At 66.4% G+C, this 15548-nt stretch carries 15 protein-coding genes; 3 read left to right on the top strand and 12 right to left on the bottom strand.

The genetic code is table 11. The features are described 5' to 3' along the window. Positions 1-20 precede the first annotated feature (20 nt). The 3 genes from FOB72_RS22425 to FOB72_RS22415 are packed head-to-tail and all read right to left on the bottom strand — an operon-like array spanning position 21 to position 2484. Positions 21-1028: a Bug family tripartite tricarboxylate transporter substrate binding protein gene (locus FOB72_RS22425; RefSeq protein WP_223851751.1), complete on the bottom strand. Its 1008-nt coding sequence runs from the start codon at positions 1026-1028 to the stop codon at positions 21-23. Positions 1029-1080: 52 nt separating this feature from the next. Beyond that, the gene (locus FOB72_RS22420) at positions 1081-1896 is read right to left on the bottom strand and encodes an SDR family NAD(P)-dependent oxidoreductase (protein ID WP_150374898.1); all 816 of its coding nucleotides are present in this window, start codon (positions 1894-1896) and stop codon (positions 1081-1083) included. A 24-nt stretch (positions 1897-1920) separates the two neighbouring features. Beyond that, a complete protein-coding gene (locus tag FOB72_RS22415; RefSeq protein ID WP_150374897.1) occupies positions 1921-2484 on the bottom strand; it encodes a carboxymuconolactone decarboxylase family protein in 564 nt (187 codons plus the stop codon). A gap of 148 nt (positions 2485-2632) precedes the next feature. On the opposite strand from FOB72_RS22415, the gene FOB72_RS22410 reads away from it, so the two are divergent. Continuing rightward, complete coding sequence (locus tag FOB72_RS22410) at positions 2633-3517, top strand: LysR family transcriptional regulator (protein ID WP_150374896.1); 885 nt, start codon at positions 2633-2635, stop codon at positions 3515-3517. Positions 3518-3551: 34 nt separating this feature from the next. Here FOB72_RS22410 and FOB72_RS22405 read toward each other — a convergent pair whose 3' ends face one another. From FOB72_RS22405 to FOB72_RS22380, 6 genes are read right to left on the bottom strand one after another with little or no spacing between them, the layout of a single operon-like run. Continuing rightward, positions 3552-4535: a tripartite tricarboxylate transporter substrate binding protein gene (locus FOB72_RS22405; RefSeq protein ID WP_150374895.1), complete on the bottom strand. Its 984-nt coding sequence runs from the start codon at positions 4533-4535 to the stop codon at positions 3552-3554. A gap of 30 nt (positions 4536-4565) precedes the next feature. Then, complete coding sequence (locus FOB72_RS22400) at positions 4566-5717, bottom strand: mandelate racemase/muconate lactonizing enzyme family protein (protein ID WP_150374894.1); 1152 nt, start codon at positions 5715-5717, stop codon at positions 4566-4568. Positions 5718-5761: 44 nt separating this feature from the next. Then, positions 5762-6838 (bottom strand): tartrate dehydrogenase, encoded by a 1077-nt coding sequence (locus FOB72_RS22395; RefSeq protein ID WP_150374893.1) that lies wholly within the window; start codon positions 6836-6838, stop codon positions 5762-5764. A gap of 14 nt (positions 6839-6852) precedes the next feature. Continuing rightward, on the bottom strand, positions 6853-7734 hold the full coding sequence (locus FOB72_RS22390; protein WP_263364832.1) for an NAD(P)-dependent oxidoreductase: 882 nt from the start codon (positions 7732-7734) through the stop codon (positions 6853-6855). A gap of 29 nt (positions 7735-7763) precedes the next feature. Next, entirely contained in the window at positions 7764-9224 is a 1461-nt protein-coding gene (locus FOB72_RS22385) for an NAD-dependent succinate-semialdehyde dehydrogenase (RefSeq protein WP_150374891.1), read from the bottom strand. 43 nt (positions 9225-9267) lie between these two features. After that, the gene (locus FOB72_RS22380; protein WP_223851750.1) at positions 9268-10197 is read right to left on the bottom strand and encodes a 2-hydroxyacid dehydrogenase; all 930 of its coding nucleotides are present in this window, start codon (positions 10195-10197) and stop codon (positions 9268-9270) included. Between the two features lie 183 nt (positions 10198-10380). On the opposite strand from FOB72_RS22380, the gene FOB72_RS22375 reads away from it, so the two are divergent. Next, positions 10381-11184 (top strand): FadR/GntR family transcriptional regulator, encoded by an 804-nt coding sequence (locus FOB72_RS22375; protein ID WP_150374889.1) that lies wholly within the window; start codon positions 10381-10383, stop codon positions 11182-11184. 12 nt (positions 11185-11196) lie between these two features. On the opposite strand, the gene FOB72_RS22370 is transcribed toward FOB72_RS22375, so the two are convergent. Beyond that, entirely contained in the window at positions 11197-12168 is a 972-nt protein-coding gene (locus FOB72_RS22370) for a LysR substrate-binding domain-containing protein (RefSeq protein WP_150374888.1), read from the bottom strand. Positions 12169-12237: 69 nt separating this feature from the next. Continuing rightward, entirely contained in the window at positions 12238-14085 is a 1848-nt protein-coding gene (locus tag FOB72_RS22365; protein WP_150374887.1) for a CocE/NonD family hydrolase, read from the bottom strand. 261 nt (positions 14086-14346) lie between these two features. Here FOB72_RS22365 and FOB72_RS22360 point away from each other — a divergent pair, with 261 nt between their 5' ends. Continuing rightward, positions 14347-15357, top strand: a complete 1011-nt coding sequence (locus FOB72_RS22360; RefSeq protein WP_223851749.1) for a Bug family tripartite tricarboxylate transporter substrate binding protein — start codon at positions 14347-14349, stop codon at positions 15355-15357. 2 nt (positions 15358-15359) lie between these two features. Here the strand turns inward: FOB72_RS22360 and FOB72_RS22355 are convergent, their stop codons facing one another. Continuing rightward, positions 15360-15548 (bottom strand): hypothetical protein, encoded by a 189-nt coding sequence (locus FOB72_RS22355; RefSeq protein ID WP_150374886.1) that lies wholly within the window; start codon positions 15546-15548, stop codon positions 15360-15362.

Raw genomic sequence — 15548 nt, 5'->3', positions numbered from 1 at the left:
TGAAGGTGGTAAGCGCCGGTCTAGTCCGAGCGCGCGCCGGTGTCCCTGACCACCTGCGTCCAGCGCGCGTACTCGGTGTTGATCAACTGCCCATACGCGGCAGCCGTGCCGCCCGTGGGCTCGGCACCCTGCGCGTGCAGCGCCGCGATCGCGTCCGGATCCTGCAGCACCGCCGCAATCTCGCGGTTCAGGCGGCTGACCACGTCAGGCGGCGTATGCGCGGGTGCCACGATGCCCTGCCATGTGCCGGAGTCGAAGCCGGGCACGATGGTCTCGGCCAGCGTCGGCGTATCGGGCAACACCGACACGCGCTGCCGTGTGGTCGCGGCAATGGCGCGCAGGCGACCATCCCTGATGAACGGCAGCGCGGCGTTCAGGCTGCCCGACATCATGAAGTCCAGCCGGCCCGACAACAGGTCCGGGAGCGCGGCCGCATTGCCCTTGTACGGCACGTGATTGAACGTCGTGTGCGTCTTCGCCGCGAACAGCACGCTCGTCAGATGGTCGATGGTCCCGTTGCCCGACGACCCGAAGTTGAGCTTGCCCGGATTCGCCTTGAGTTCGCGCAGAAAATCCTCGGGCGTCCTGATCGGACTCGCCGCATTGACGACCACCACCAGCGGCACCGTCGCCACGTACGCCACCGGCGTGAAAATCCGCGTCGGGTCGAGCTTCGGATTGCGGAACAGCGCGGGCGAGATCGCGATCGACGAGCTGTTGTAGAGCAGCGTATAGCCATCGGCCGCCGATCTGGCGACCTGCTCCGAGGCGATATTGCCGCCCGCGCCGGGGCGATTGTCCACCACCACCTGCTGGCTCAGCCGCTCGCCGAGCTTGCGTGCCACGACACGCGCGATGATGTCGGTCGGGCCCCCGGGCGAGAAGGCCACGACCATTCGTACCGGCTTGTCGGGGTAGTCCGCGGCTTGCGCCGTGGCCAGCCCGCCCGATATCGCGAGCGCGACCGACGCGGCAAGCACGTGCGTGACGGCTCGCATCGCCGCGCGCGCGGGTTTGACGAAAGGCATGATGGCGTTGTCTCCGTTATTGGTATCGATGACGCCGTTGGGTGGAGCCTGTCTAGTCGCAGCGCACGCTCATCCCGCCATCGACGACGAGTTCGGCGCCCGTGACAAAGCGCGCTTCATCGGACGCCAGAAACAATGCGGCATTGGCGGTATCTCGTCCATCGCCCATAAAGCCGAGCGGGATGCGCGCCTGCCGCTGGGCCAGCAGCGCTTCGACATCGCCGCCCGCGCGCTGGCCGGCAAGGCGTGCTTCCACCATCGGCGTATGCATCTGGCCGGGAATGACGGTGTTCACGCGCACTTTCTTCTTCGCATACTCCACGGCCACGACGCGGGAGAACTGGATGACCGCGGCCTTCGCGGACGCATAGCCTACCTGCGCGGCGCCGGTCCATCGGGTGCCCGACGTGGACGCCGTATTGACGATCGCGCCGCCACCCTGTGCCTCCATCAGCGGCAGCACGTACTTGCAGGTCAGGAATACGCTCTTGAGGTTGAAGTCGATCTGCCTGTCCCAGGCCTCTTCGTCGAGATCCACGGGTCCGCCGCGCGCGGAGCCGCCGACGTTGTTCACGAGAATATCCACACGCCCGAAGCGCGCGACGCAGGCATCGACCATGGCTTTCACTTCGGCGGCCTGCGTCACGTCGCAGGTGTGGGCCTCGATCTCGGCGCCGGCGATCGCGCGGACACGGGCGATCGTCTCGTCCATCGCCGACAGGTTCTTGTCCGCGGCAAACACTTTCGCGCCTTCTTCGGCAAAGCGCACGGCGACCGCGCGTCCATTCCCCCAGCCGGGGCCGACGCAGCCCGCGCCGGTTACGAGTACGACCTTGCCGGCGAGCCGGCCTGCTTGTTGTTGCGACATTTCGGGGTGTTCCTGAGAGTGGGATCAGCGTGCGGGGGTGGTGTCGAACGCGAGCGGCTCGCCGTCGGGCGGCATCACCTCGAACGCGTTCACGGTCATGGAAATCAGCGTGTAGTAGCCGGCAAGGCCAACGAGATCGATGACGGCATCGTTGCCGAGCACGGCGATCGCGCGGTCGTAAAGCGGCGCGGGAATGCGATGCGCTTCGTTGAGGCTGCGCACCACGGCGTAGACCGTGGCTTCATCCTCGCGCGAGAATGCCGGCTCGGCACCGGTGCGCAGGGCTTCCACGACGGCCTCATCGACGCCAGCCTTCAGCGCGATGGGCTTGTGCGCCCACCATTCGAACTCGGCACGCCAGAACTGGCCCATCACCAGAATGGCCAGCTCGGACAGGCGCTGCGGCAGCGACGAGTCGTAACGGCAGTATTGCCCCAGCGCCTGCGCTGTCGCGGCGAGGCCGGGCCGATGCAGCCAGACGGCCAGCGGCCCGCGCACCTGGCCGCGCGGGCCGGCCACGATGGCGGCGTGGACCGCGCGCTGGTCGTCGTTCATCTCCGCTGGCTGGAGCGGGGGAATGCGGGTCATGTCGTCTCCGTGTCCTGTATGCGTTTTTAGGTGGAACACGAGCATTCTGCTGACAGTCCGCGCTATCGTCCAATATGTTTTCCGGAGCACAGTCATTCCGAAATAGAATAACTGCTCTGTTCAATCCCGCTGCCCACGAAGGCTCGCCATGGAAATCCGAGATCTCCGAATGTTTCTCACGCTCGCCGAGGAGTTGCACTTCGGCCGCGCGGCCGAGCGTCTGCGTATTTCCCAGCCGCCACTGACCAAGCATATCCAGCAGCTGGAGGCCGAACTCGGCGTCATGCTGTTCGACCGCAACAAGCGCAGCGTGCGCCTGACGCCGTCGGGCCATGCGCTCGTGCAGGAGGCGCGGCGCATCATCGGGCAGGCCGATATGGCGCGCGAGGTCGTGCGGCGCGCCGAGGAAGGGCAGACGGGGACGCTGCGCATCGGCTTCGTCGCGGCGCTGCTCTATGTCGGCATGGAAAAGCTCATCGCGCGGCTCGAACGGAATCTGGCGGGTGTGGAGACGGTCTGGGAAGAGATGGGGTCGTCGGAGCAGATCGAGGCGCTACGCCATGACCGCATCGACCTCGGGCTCGGCCAGATCTCGCCTGGAGCGAGCGGGGCGGTCGAGATGCGGATTCACCCGATCGCGCGCACGCCGCTGGTGGCGGCGCTACCGGCGCAGCATCCGCTTGCACAGCGCAAGCGCATCGATCCGGCCGACCTGGCCGGCGAGCCGTTTATCGTGATTCCGCGCGAAAGCGCGCCCGCGTATTTCGATCTGATCGTCGCGACCTGCCTGCGCGCGGGGTTCAGTCCCAATGTGCGGCACTACGCGCGGCATTTGCTGTCGGTTGCCAGCCTCGTGGCATTGGGCCGCGGGGTATCGCTGGTGCCGCGTACGCCGGAACGCGCCCAGTTGCCCGGTGTCGTGCTCAAGCCGCTGGCGGGGGAACCCGCGCAGGCGGAGTACTCGGTGGTATGGCACCCGTCGAACCGGTCGCCGGTGGTGGAGCGGGCGCTGGGCGCGCTGGGCGTGATGTGAGGTCGTGCGCGGGCACGACCTCGCTGTCGTGGGCTTACTCGAGCCGCACGTTGGCGTCCCGCACCACGGTCCCCCATTTCTCGATCTCGCTGTCGACCAGCGACGCGAACTTCGCCGGCGAGCTGCCGACCACCTCCACGCCTTGCTCGCGGAAACGCTTGACCACATCGGCCTCGGCCAGCGACTTCGTGATCTCCGCATTGAGCCGCTGCACGATGTCCTTCGGCGTGCCGGCCGGCGCCTGGATGCCGAACCAGACATTGACCTCGTAGCCCGGTACGCCGGCCTCGGCGACGGTCGGCACGTCCGGCAGCAGCGACGACCGCTGCTGGCCCGTCACCGCGATGGGCCTGAACTTGCCCGCGCGGATCTGGTTGATCACGTTGGGCAGGTTGTCGAACAGCACGTCGATCTCGCCGCCCAGCATCGCCACGACCGCCGGGCCGCTGCCCTTGTAGGGAATATGCGTGAGCTTCGTACCCGTCATCTTCTCGAACAGCTCCATCGACAGATGGTTGGACGAGCCGGAGCCCGTCGAACCGTAGTTGAGCTTGCCCGGCTGCTTCTTCGCGAACTCGACGATGTCCTTGACCGTGGCGAGGTTGAGGTCGTTGCGCGCGACCAGTACGTTCTGCGTGCTGGCGGCCCACACCACGGGCGTGAAGTCCTTCGTCGCGTTATAGGGCAGCCTGGCGCCGTACAGCGCCGGCAATGCCGCAAAGGGGAGCGGCGTGATCAGCAGCGTGTAGCCATCGGGCGGCGACTTGGCGACGAGCGAGTTGCCGATCAGCGTATTGCCGCCGGGCCGGTTGTCCACGACGACCGACTGCTTCCATTTGGCGGTCAGCTTCTCGCCCACGGTGCGCGCGAGCGTATCGTTGAAGCCGCCCGGCGTGTAGGGTACGACGATGCGGATGGGCTTGTCAGGGTAGGGCTCGGCGGCGGACGCCGCACGCCATGCGGCGGCCCCGGCGAGCGACGACAGTACCCATTTGCATGCGGTTCTTCTGTCAGGCATGTTTTGTCTCCTTCACCTACGATGATTTTTTTATTGGAACTTCACGACATATCCCGGTCCATCGATCAGCGGATACTGCTTGAACAGTTCCTCATCGACTTCGACGCCGAGGCCTGGCGCTTCCGGCGGCACGACGCAGCCGTCGCGCCCGATCTCGAACGTCTTGCCGAACATGTCGCGGAACGGATTGAAGTGCGATACGCAGGCCTCGAAGTAACCGGCGTTCTCGGTCGCGGCGAGGAAATGCAGCGTGGCCGCGTGGTTGAGGCCCGTGGCCGAGCTATGCGCGTGGATCGGAATCCGGAACGCCGATGCCATCGCGGCGATGCGCATGCCTTCGGTAATGCCGCCGGTCTTCGACAGATCGGGCTGCCACACCTGCACCGCGCGGGCCTCCAGCATCTGCGCGAACTCGAAGCGCATAAAGTGGTTTTCGCCCGCGGCAATCGGCACGACCGGCGTGATGCGCGCGGCCTCGCGATACGACGCGAAGTCGTTGCAGGCAAACGGTTCCTCGAGCCATCCGGCCTGGATGTCCGCCAGCACGGGCAGCACACGGCGAACGTCGGCGATCGTGTAGGCCGTGTTCGCGTCGGTCAGGATATCGATATCGTCACCGACCACCTTGCGGACATGGCGCACGCGTTCGATATCGGCCTTGACCGTATCGCCGATGCGCAGCTTCACCGCCTTGTAGCCCTGCTCGATATACGACTGGGCCTCTTCCGCCAGCGAAGCGGCCGGCTGGTAGCCCAGCGCGATACCGCCCGCGTAGGCGGGAATCCGGCGGCGCGATCCGCCGAGCAGCTGGTACAGCGGCATCCTGGCCGCCTTGCCGCGGATATCCCAGAGGGCCATGTCGATGCCCGAGTGCGCCAGCGCGGCACCGGCACCGAGTCCGTGGCTCGAGAACTGCATGCGATGCACGCGTTGCCACGTGCCCACGACGTCCGTGGCATCCATGCCCACGAGCAGCGGCTGCAGCGTGTTGTGGATCAGGCTGACGATGGCGCCGGGGCTGCGGCCCGGATGCGACTCCCCATAACCGACGATGCCTTCGTCGGTCTCCACGCGAATGACGATGGCATCGCGCTTGAGCGTGCTGCCGACGCCCATGGTGACCGTTTTGCCTTCGGGCAGACGGAAGGACAGCGGAATGGCGGTGATGCGGGTGATCTTCATCGGTTGTCTCCTGCGTTCTGTTCTGTTCTGTTCTGTCGGGCGAGTCAGGCGAGCACAGCGCGCGCGATCGCGGCACCCATGTCCTGCGTGGTGGCCTTGCCGCCAAGGTCGGGCGTATGCACGCGGTCGGGGTGCACGAGCACCGCTTCGATGGCCTGCATCACGGCGGCGGCGGCTTCCGGCTGCCCGAGGTGGTCGAGCATCATCGCCGCGGACCAGATCTGGCCGATGGGATTGGCAATGCCTTGTCCGGCGATATCGGGCGCCGAGCCGTGGACGGGCTCGAACATCGACGGATACTTGCGCTCGGGGTTGATATTGGCGCCCGGCGCCACCGCGATGGTGCCGGTCACGCCCGGTCCCAGATCGGAAAGGATGTCGCCGAACAGGTTCGACCCCACCACCACATCGAACCGCTCGGGCGACATCGCGAACCGCGCGGCCAGGATATCGATGTGGTACTGGTCCGTGCGGACCTCCGGATACTCGGCGCCGATGGCCGCGAAGCGCTCGTCCCAGAACGGCATCGAATGGAAGATGCCGTTCGACTTCGTGGCCGAGGTGACGTGGTTGCGCCCCAGCTTGCGCGAGAGCTCGAACGCATAGCGCATGATGCGATCGGTTCCGCGACGCGTGAAAATGGCCTCCTGCGTGACGAACTCGTGCTCGGTGCCCGCGAACATGCGTCCGCCCACCTGCGAGTATTCGCCCTCCGTGTTCTCGCGCACGATCCAGAAGTCGATATCGCCGGGCTTCTTGTTCGCGAGCGGGCAGGGCACGCCGGGCAGCAGCCGGACCGGCCGCAGGTTCACGTACTGGTCGAACTCGCGGCGGATGGGAATCAGCAGATTCCACAGCGACACGTGGTCGGGCACGCCGGGAAAGCCGACCGCGCCAAGGAAGATCGCGTCCGAGTCGCGCAGGCGCTCGATGCCGTCCGCCGGCATCATGCTGCCCTGCGCGTGGTAGCGCGCGCAACTCCAGTCGTATGTCGTGAACGACAGCTGGAAACCGAACTTTTCGCTGACGGCCTTCAGGACGCGGAGGCCTTCGGGTACGACTTCGTTGCCGATGCCGTCGCCGGGAATCACGGCAATCTTGTAGTGCTGGTTGGTGGTCATGATGGGCGTGCGGGTTATTGAGCGGAACCGGGTTGCGCGAGCAGGGCGACGAGTTCCGGCACGGTGCCCGTCGCGCGCTGGACGTAAGCCCCGGAATAGGTTTCGCGAATGGCCGTGGACGTGGTGTGGCTGGCGCCGATCTCGCGCGCCATCGTGTCGTAGTACGTCATGTCCTTGAGCGCATTGGCAATCGTGAAGCGGAAGCCCGAGCCGTCGCCATGCTCGATAAAGGGACGCAGCCGCTCCAGAATCACGCCCGCGCCGCCGCCCTTGGCCAGCACGTCGATCAGCACCTCGGGATTGACGTCCGCGCGCGCCGCGCAGGCGGCCGCCTCCGCGAGCACCGCGGAGAAACCTAGGGATACGAAGTTGTGCAGCAGCTTCAGCCGATGGCCCGATCCCACGGGGCCGGCGAACGTAATGTTCTCGGCAAAGCTCTGCAGCAAGGGCAGGCATTCGCGATAGAGCGCGGGGTCGCCGCCGACGATCAGGTTCAGCCGGCCCTCCGCCGCTTCCTTGGGGGTACGCGTCATCGGCGCATCGAGGAACTTGCCGCCTGCCTTGTGCACGGCCGCGGCGATGCGCTCGGTGGAGGAAGGGATGGCCGTGGAGCAGTCGATCACGACCGTGCCGGGCCGCAGCGCGCTCAGCAGTGCGTTCTGGCTGAACAGCACGTCCTCCACTTCGGGCGTGCCCGTGACGCACAGGATCACGATGTCCGCCTGCGCCGCGAGTTCGGGAATCGTCGCGACCTGACGCGCGCCCGCGGTCAGCAGCGCGTCCAGCGGCTGGTTGCCCGGATGCGCGAGAACGACCAGTGGATGGCCATGCTTCACCACGTTCGTCGCAATGCCATGGCCCATCATGCCGATGCCGATCATGCCTACGGTCTTCATATGGATGTCTCCTGTCGTGGGATGCATGCTTACCGGGGCGCCAGTCCGCCGGCGCAGATGTACTTGACTTCGATATAGTCCTCGATGCCGTATTTCGAGCCTTCGCGTCCGATCCCCGATTCCTTGACGCCGCCGAACGGCGCGACCTCTGTCGAGATCAGCCCTTCGTTCAGGCCGACGATGCCGCATTCGAGCGCTTCCGCCACGCGCCACGAGCGGGCGTAGTCGGTGGTGTAGAAGTACGCGGCGAGGCCGAACGGCGTGTCGTTGGCCATCGCGACGCCTTCCGCCTCGGTCTTGAAGTGGATCAGCGGCGCGACCGGGCCGAACGTCTCCTCGTTCATGAGCTTCGCCTTCGGCGAGACGTCGGTCAGGATCGTCGGCGTAAAGAAACGGCCGCCGAGCGCATGGGGCTTGCCGCCCGTGAACACCTGCGCGCCGAGCGCCACCGCGTCGACGATATGCTCGCGGACCTTCTCGACCGCCGCGTCGTCGATCAGCGGGCCGAGGTCGACGCCCGGGGACATGCCGTCGCCGACCTTCTGCGCTTCCACGGCCACGCGAAGCTTTTCGGCGAACGCGTCGTAGACGCCGTCCTGCACGAAGATCCGGTTCGCGCAGACGCAGGTCTGGCCGGCGTTGCGGAACTTGGAGGCCATGACGCCCGCGACCGCGGCATCGAGGTCGGCATCGTCGAAGATCAGGAACGGCGCGTTGCCGCCCAGTTCCATCGACACCTTCTTGACCGTGCCCGCGCATTGTTCGAGCAGCGTCTTGCCGACTTCCGTGGAACCCGTGAACGACAGCTTGCGGACCACGGGGCTTTTCGTCAGCACGTTGCCCACGACGGACGCGGAGCCCGTCACGACATTGAGCACGCCATCGGGAATGCCCGCTTCCCTGGCAAGCTCGGCCAGTGCCAGCGCCGAGAACGGCGTGGCCGAGGCGGGCTTGATCACGATCGTGCAGCCGGCGGCGAGGGCGGCCCCGGCCTTGCGCGTGATCATCGCGTTGGGGAAATTCCATGGCGTGATGGCCGCGACCACGCCGACCGGCTGCTTGATCACGACGATCCGGCGGTCCGACGACGGGGCGGGAATCACGTCGCCATAGATGCGGCGTGCCTCTTCCGAAAACCACTCGAGGAACCCCGACCCGTAGGCGATCTCGCCGCGCGATTCCTTCAGGGGCTTGCCCTGCTCGAGCGTGAGGATGGTGGCGAGGTCTTCCTGATTCGCCATGCAGAGGTCATACCAGCGGCGCAGCAGCTTGCTGCGCTCGCGCGCGCTCGTGGCGCGCCACGCGGGCAGCGCCTGCTCGGCGGCGGCGATGGCGGACTCGACGTCGGCCGCGGTCATACGGGGCACGGAACCGATGGACTTGCCGGTGGCCGGGTTGGTGACGGGCACGACCTCGCCATCGGAGGCATCGACCCATTGACCGTTGACGTGGCACTGCTGGCGAAACAGGGAGGTGTTCTGAATCTGCATGAAAGCGACTCCGATCGTCGATTGTTGTAGGCGGGGGGAAAGTTCAGGAAATCAGGTTGGCGGGGCGCTCGCCACGGCGTAATGCGGCAAGGCCATCGATCAGCAGCCAGCCCATGGCATTGCGTGTTTCCTCGGTGGCGCTGCCGATATGCGGGCTGAGAAACACGTTGTCGAGTTCGCGATAGCGCGCGTCGATATGGGGTTCGTTCGCAAACACATCGAGCCCGGCCGCAAAGACGTGACCGGACGTCAGCGCGTCGATCAATGCGTCGTCATCGACGATGTCGCCGCGCGAGATATTCGCGACCACGGCACCGCGCGGCAGCGCGGCAAGATGCGCGGCGTCCAGCGCGCCCTTGAGTTGCGGGGAGCCCGGCGCCGCGACCATCAGCATGTCGCTGTGCCGGCAAAGGGCCTCCAGCGTGGGTTGGAAGGTCGCGCCGTCTTCCATGTCGGGCGAGAGGCGGGACCGGTTGTGATAGTGGATCTGCATGCCGAACGCGCGCGCCCGCGCGGCAATGGCCCGGCCGATGCGGCCCATGCCGAAGATGCCGAGCCGCTTGCCGACCAGGCCCTTGCCGAGCAGTTGCGTGGGCGCCCAGCCGGGCCACTGCGCGCTACGCACCATGCGGTCCGCTTCGAAGCCGCGCCTGGCCGCGTTGAGCAACAGCATCATCGCGATCTCCGCGCAGGCATCGCTGAGGACATCGGGGGTGTGGAGGACGTCGATGCCGAGCTCGCGCGCCGTGGCGAGGTCGATATGGTCGTGGCCGACCGAGAGCGTGGCCACGGTCTTCAGCGCCGGCGACAGCTGCCGCAGCAGTTGGCCATCGACGCGTTCGGTCGCCGTCACGAAGAGGACGCTTGCGCCTCGGGCCCGCTCGGCAATGGTTGCGGGGGGCAGCAGCGCATCGCTCTCGTTGAGCGCCACGTCGAAGCGCGCCTGCAGGGCGGCCTCGACCTCCGGCGGCATGCGCCGGCAGACATAGGCCCTTTCCAGCTGACCGGCTTGACTCCCAGTGTGACTTTCTGACCGCATCGAAACCTCTCATCGAACGAGAATGTAAGTTGTATTACAAATTCATCGTATCAATGTGTCAAGCAAATTTATTGGCGGTGCTATGATCGCGTCCATACGGAAACAGGGACACAGCGCATGGAGCAGCGATTACAGGGCGGCAACGAACCGACCCTCGCGGATCGGGTCACGGAGTTGTTATCGGGGCAGATCCGGAAAGGGGTCTATCCGGTCAACGCGCGCCTGCCGACGGAAAAATTCATGACCGAGCAGTTCGGCGTGAGCCGGACCGTGATCCGTGAGGCGATCTCGCGCCTGAAGTCGGAAGGGCTGGTGGAGAGCCGGCAGGGCAGCGGCACGGTCGTGCTCGATCCGACGAGCGCGGAGGTATTCCGCCTGGGCAGCCGATCGGGCCGCGACAATGCCGACCCCGCGCTGGGCGTGGTCCGCATTCTCGAGTTACGGCGTGGCATCGAAGCCGAGATGGCGGCGCTGGCGGCCGTGCGGCGCAGCGATGCGCAGATGACGGAGATTCGTGAAGCGCTGCAGGCGATCGATCGCGCCGTGGATGCCGGCGGCGACGGCGTCGAGGAAGACCTGGCTTTCCATATCGCGGTGTCCCGCGCGACGGGCAATCCGCACTACACCGAACTGCTGGGCATGCTGACGCGATCGCTGCGCGATGCCATCCGCCTGACCCGCGGCAACGAATCGCGCCGCAGCGACCTGACCGCGCAGGTCAGGCGCGAACACGCCGATATCTGCGCGGCCATCGAAGCCCAGGACGCCCCGCGCGCGCGGGAAGCGGCGTTCCTCCATATGCGCAACACGGAGGAACGCATCTCCACGGCGGAGCGCGACTTCTGGACCGGCGACAGCCGCACGGCGGCGCAACGGCTGGCGGGGGCGGATCTGGCGACCGTGCTGCGGCGGGGCAGCTAGCCGCCAGCCGGATTATCGATCTTGCGGAAGCAGTTCCGCATCGCTGGCGGCGAGCAGCGCGAGGTTGCTGAGCGGATGCACGCCCCGCCATGCCTGCGAGTCGATCGACGCCACGATCAGGCGCAGCATCGCGGCTTCGATCGTCCGGCATGCAAGACTGAGTCGCGCGGAACCCGCCACGCACAGGAAGACACGGCGCGATAGCGAGGAATCGGAGATGGGCAGGCATGCGTAGGCGCCGGCCGGTTCGTTGGCCAGCGCGCTCCATGGCAGGATCGTCCAGCCCATGCCGGCGCCGACGGCCGACAGCAGTACCGATACCGCGCTCGTTTCCGCCACGAGCGTGAGCTCGAGCCCCGCCGCGATAAAGGCGCGGTCCGTGAGGACCCGCACGGAATTCGGAAAGCTTGGCAACAACAGCGGCAGTTCCGCGACCTCCGCCAGCGTCAGCGGCGCCTCGCCGGACGAGGGGCCGGGGCCGACCGCCATGAGGTCCTCGTCGAGCAGCGGCAGCAGATGCATGTTGGGCCGCTGCTGGGAGTCCATCGAGATGCAGATATCGAGCTTCTGCGTCGCCACCAGTTCGGCGAGATCCGCGCTGCTGCCTTCGACGATCTCGACGGTCACGTCGGGGACGTTGTCGGCGACGTACCTGAGCAACGGCACGGCGAGGACGCGCGACGTGCTGGTCGGCAGGCCGACGCGCACATGCCCGGACGGCACATCGCGTCCGTGACGCACGGCCGCATGCGCCTCTTCCATTTGCCGAAGGACCATCTTGGCATGCCGGTAGAGAATCTTGCCGGTCTCGGTCGGGCGCGCGCCGAAGGGACCCCGCACCAGTAACCTGGCATCGAGTTCGGCTTCGAGATTCGCCACATGCTGACTCAGCGACGGCTGCGCGATATGCAGCGCATCCGCGGCGGCGGTAATGCTTTCGAGTTCGACGATGCGGGAAAAATAACGGAGCTGGCGGAAATCCATGATGAGCGCGGCAGGGGACGGATGCCCGACACTAGCACCTCCCGTGCCGGCCGGGCATCGCTGTATGCCCTAGCGGCCGTCCGCGGCGTTCGAAACGGGGACCTCGATATAGCATCCGCCGTTCCCGCCCAGCCCGAACGTCAGCACCGGTGGCCGGCCATGCGGCACCTGCGGGAAGTGCCCGCGATCGCCACCGGCCAGCGATACGCGGAGCCTGCTGCCGGCCGCGAGCGTCCACGCAACGGGCAGCAAAGCGAAGTCGAGGGTCACCGGTTCGCCAGGGACCAGCCGCTCGGCATCCGCGCGCCGGTGCGCCCGGTAGGGCCACGTGGTCCGGTATTCAGGCGGGCAGGGCTCCGTCTGCCGATGCGACGCGCGGAGCAGCCCTTCCGTGATGTAGCGCACCGTGCCGTCCGCTTCCACTTCTGAGAGATAGACATAGACCGCGGCATCCGGCTGCGACGATGCGACGTTCAGATGCGCGATCACATGGCCCGCGATGGCCATCGGCGTGGCGACGGGCGCCGAATCGAAATGCGGCAGCCGCGCTTCGTGCTCGGCCCAGTCCGCGTAGTAGTCCTCGATATTCGCGGCGCCAAGACGCTCGTAGCGCGTTTTCCGGCCCGTCGTCCAGTCGAAGCTGACGCGGAACGTGCGTTGGCTTGCCGCCGATGGGGGGTGCGGTGACAGCGTGTCTCCAGCGCCCAGATACCAGCGTTCGTTGCCGGGCACGGGCGGCCACGCATCGGCCGCATGCCACAGGTTGTCGTGAATGCTGTGATAGTGAATGCGCGATTCGCTATCGAGGCCGGTATCCATCCCCAGCAGATGTTCGTCGAAGAAACGCAGGACCTCGCCCAGCAACGGGAAATCCGAGGCAGGCTTCTCGCGCCACGGCGATACGTTCGTGCGCGCGCCGTGGTCCCACGGACCCAGCAGCAAGCGGTTGTCGTCGTGGGGCAGCGAGAGGAAGCGCGTGATCGCGCCATTGGCGTAGCCGCCGCCGTCGTACCAGCCCGAAATCGAATAGACGGCGACATCGGGTTGGATGCCGTCCAGATAGCGGTATGGACTGCAGCTGCCGGAGTCCAGCGACGGGTCATGGAACGCCGCGCCGTCGCGATAGGCGAACTCCGGCGCAAGGTCCGCGAGCGTGAAATTGTTGCGGTGCTCGGCGATGGCGGCCGCCAGCAGCGCGCCGTCCGCATCCTCGTCCACGCGCTCCGGACCATGGAAGCGCGCGTCGTTGAAGTACGGAAACTTCGCGACCAGCTCGCGGCGGTCCTGATCGAGCGCGAGCATCAGTTCGTCATAGGCTTCCACCCAGACCTTGGACAGGTTGCCGCCGATATAGAGCTGCTCGCTGTAGATGTCGGAGACCGAGAACAGCGGTGCGATGGCTTTCACGGCGGGGTGGCCGGTGCTGGCCAGGAAGCAGGCCGCGGCGCCGAGGTAAGAGATGCCGGTCGAGCCGATCTTTCCATTCGACCACGTCTGGTTCGCGATCCATTCCGCGACCTCGCGGTAGTCGTCGCGCTCGGAGGGCGAGCGCAATGTATCGCGCGTGCCGAAGCTGGCGCCCGTGCCGCGCACGTCCACGACGACCACGGCATAGCCCTTGGGCACGAAGGCATCGCGGTACTTCGCGGCATTGGGGCTGGCTTCGGCACCGGTGCCCGACAGCCGGAAGCGGCGATAGTAGGGCGTGAAGATGACGACGGTCGGAAAGCTTTCAGGCGCGGACGTGCCGGGCAGGGGCGCGGGCAAATAGATGTCCGCGGCAAGGCGGCATCCGTCGCGCATGGGCAGGTAACGGGAGACGGGCTGCGGCGGGACCGCGAACGCCGAGGGGCGGTTTGCCAGGTAGGCCGAGGGGGCCGTCTTCCAGGCGTGACCCCGGGTATCGTGATCGGACATGAGAGATCGTAGTGGGCGTCAGTAACGCTGCCTATGGTACGAAGGCCGCCATCCGGGGCGGAAAGACGAAATTCCGATTCGAACATAGGCCGATCCTATGGCGCCGCGATTGGGCATGCTGCATTGCAATAGTGCCCGCGCGCCCCAACGGTGGGCGTGGAGTTGAGCGTGTACCCGGGGCATAGCTATGTCCTATGTTGGCATCGATAATCCATATTGGTTTCCGGGCGCGGACGTCCATACCATCGCGATGAGAATTTCGTGATTGACCTAGCTTCGATGGGAGAGAACTCGATGTATCGACGCCGCTTTATCGCTTTGGCACTTGCCGCCACCGCCCTGCTGTGCCACGGTCCCGCCAGCGCGCAGGATGCCTATCCTTCCCGGCCGATCCGCCTGATCGTTCCGCAGTCGGCCGGATCCGGTAGCGATGTGGTGGCGCGCCTGCTCAGCGAAAAGCTGTCCCAGGACCTCGGCCAGTCCATCGTCGTCGATAACCGTCCCGGCGCGAACGGCATCGTCGCGATGAGCACGGTGGCGAAGTCCACGCCGGATGGCTATACGCTGCTGCTGACGGGCGTATCGCAGATCAGCTTCAACCCGCACCTGTACGCGTCGCTGCCGTACAACCCGCAGAAGGACTACACGTTCATCTCGCCCGTCGTCGATACGCCGTTCGTGCTGATCGCCAGCAAGGCCAGCGGCATCACGTCCATGCAAGGCTTTATCGAGAAGGCCAGGCAGAAGAGCGGCGGACTGCCGTTCAGCAGCGCGGGCGTCGGCAATAGCACGCACCTCGCCATGGAAATCATCGCGGACAAGCTCGGCCTCAAGCTGACGCACGTGGCCTACAAAGGCTCGGGTCCGGCGCTGACGGGTGTCGTGGCGGGAGAAGTGGATGCGATGGCCAGCGTGCTGGGCACCGCGCTGCCGCAGATCGCGGCGGGCACGGTCGTACCGCTGGCCGTCATCGGCCAGACGCGCGTGAAGGAACTGCCCAACGTGCCGACGCTCAAGGAAGCCGGCATCGACGTGCCGGTCATGCCGAGCTGGTGGGCGCTCGTCGGTCCGGCGGGCATGGATGCCAAGACTGTGGGCAAGCTGAATGCCACGCTGCAGGCCGCGCTGGCCGATCCCCAGATCAAGGCGCGCCTCGCGGCGCTCTATCTCTACCCCGTCGTCGGCACACCCGACGCCATGAAGCAGCGCGCGATCCAGGACTCGAACGTTTGGGGCGACTTCATCAAGAAGCGCGGCATCCAGAGTTCCTGATCTCAGCGATGGCCCCGCATCGCGTCGCCGAGTGTCAGCAGCCGCGTGCAGGGCACGTCGTGCCGCGCGACCAGGCCCGCGATGCGGGATTGCATCGCCGCATCCGCGCGCTGGGACAGGTTCGACAGGCGTGGTATCGCAACCGATGCGATGGCCAGCAGCAGGAAGATGGAAACGAGAGGACGGATCAC

The organism is Cupriavidus pauculus (genome assembly GCF_008693385.1).
Classification (GTDB): Bacteria; Pseudomonadota; Gammaproteobacteria; order Burkholderiales; family Burkholderiaceae; genus Cupriavidus; species Cupriavidus pauculus_D.
Note: the sequence above shows the minus strand (reverse complement) of the source record. Positions and strands in the feature narration are given on the sequence as shown.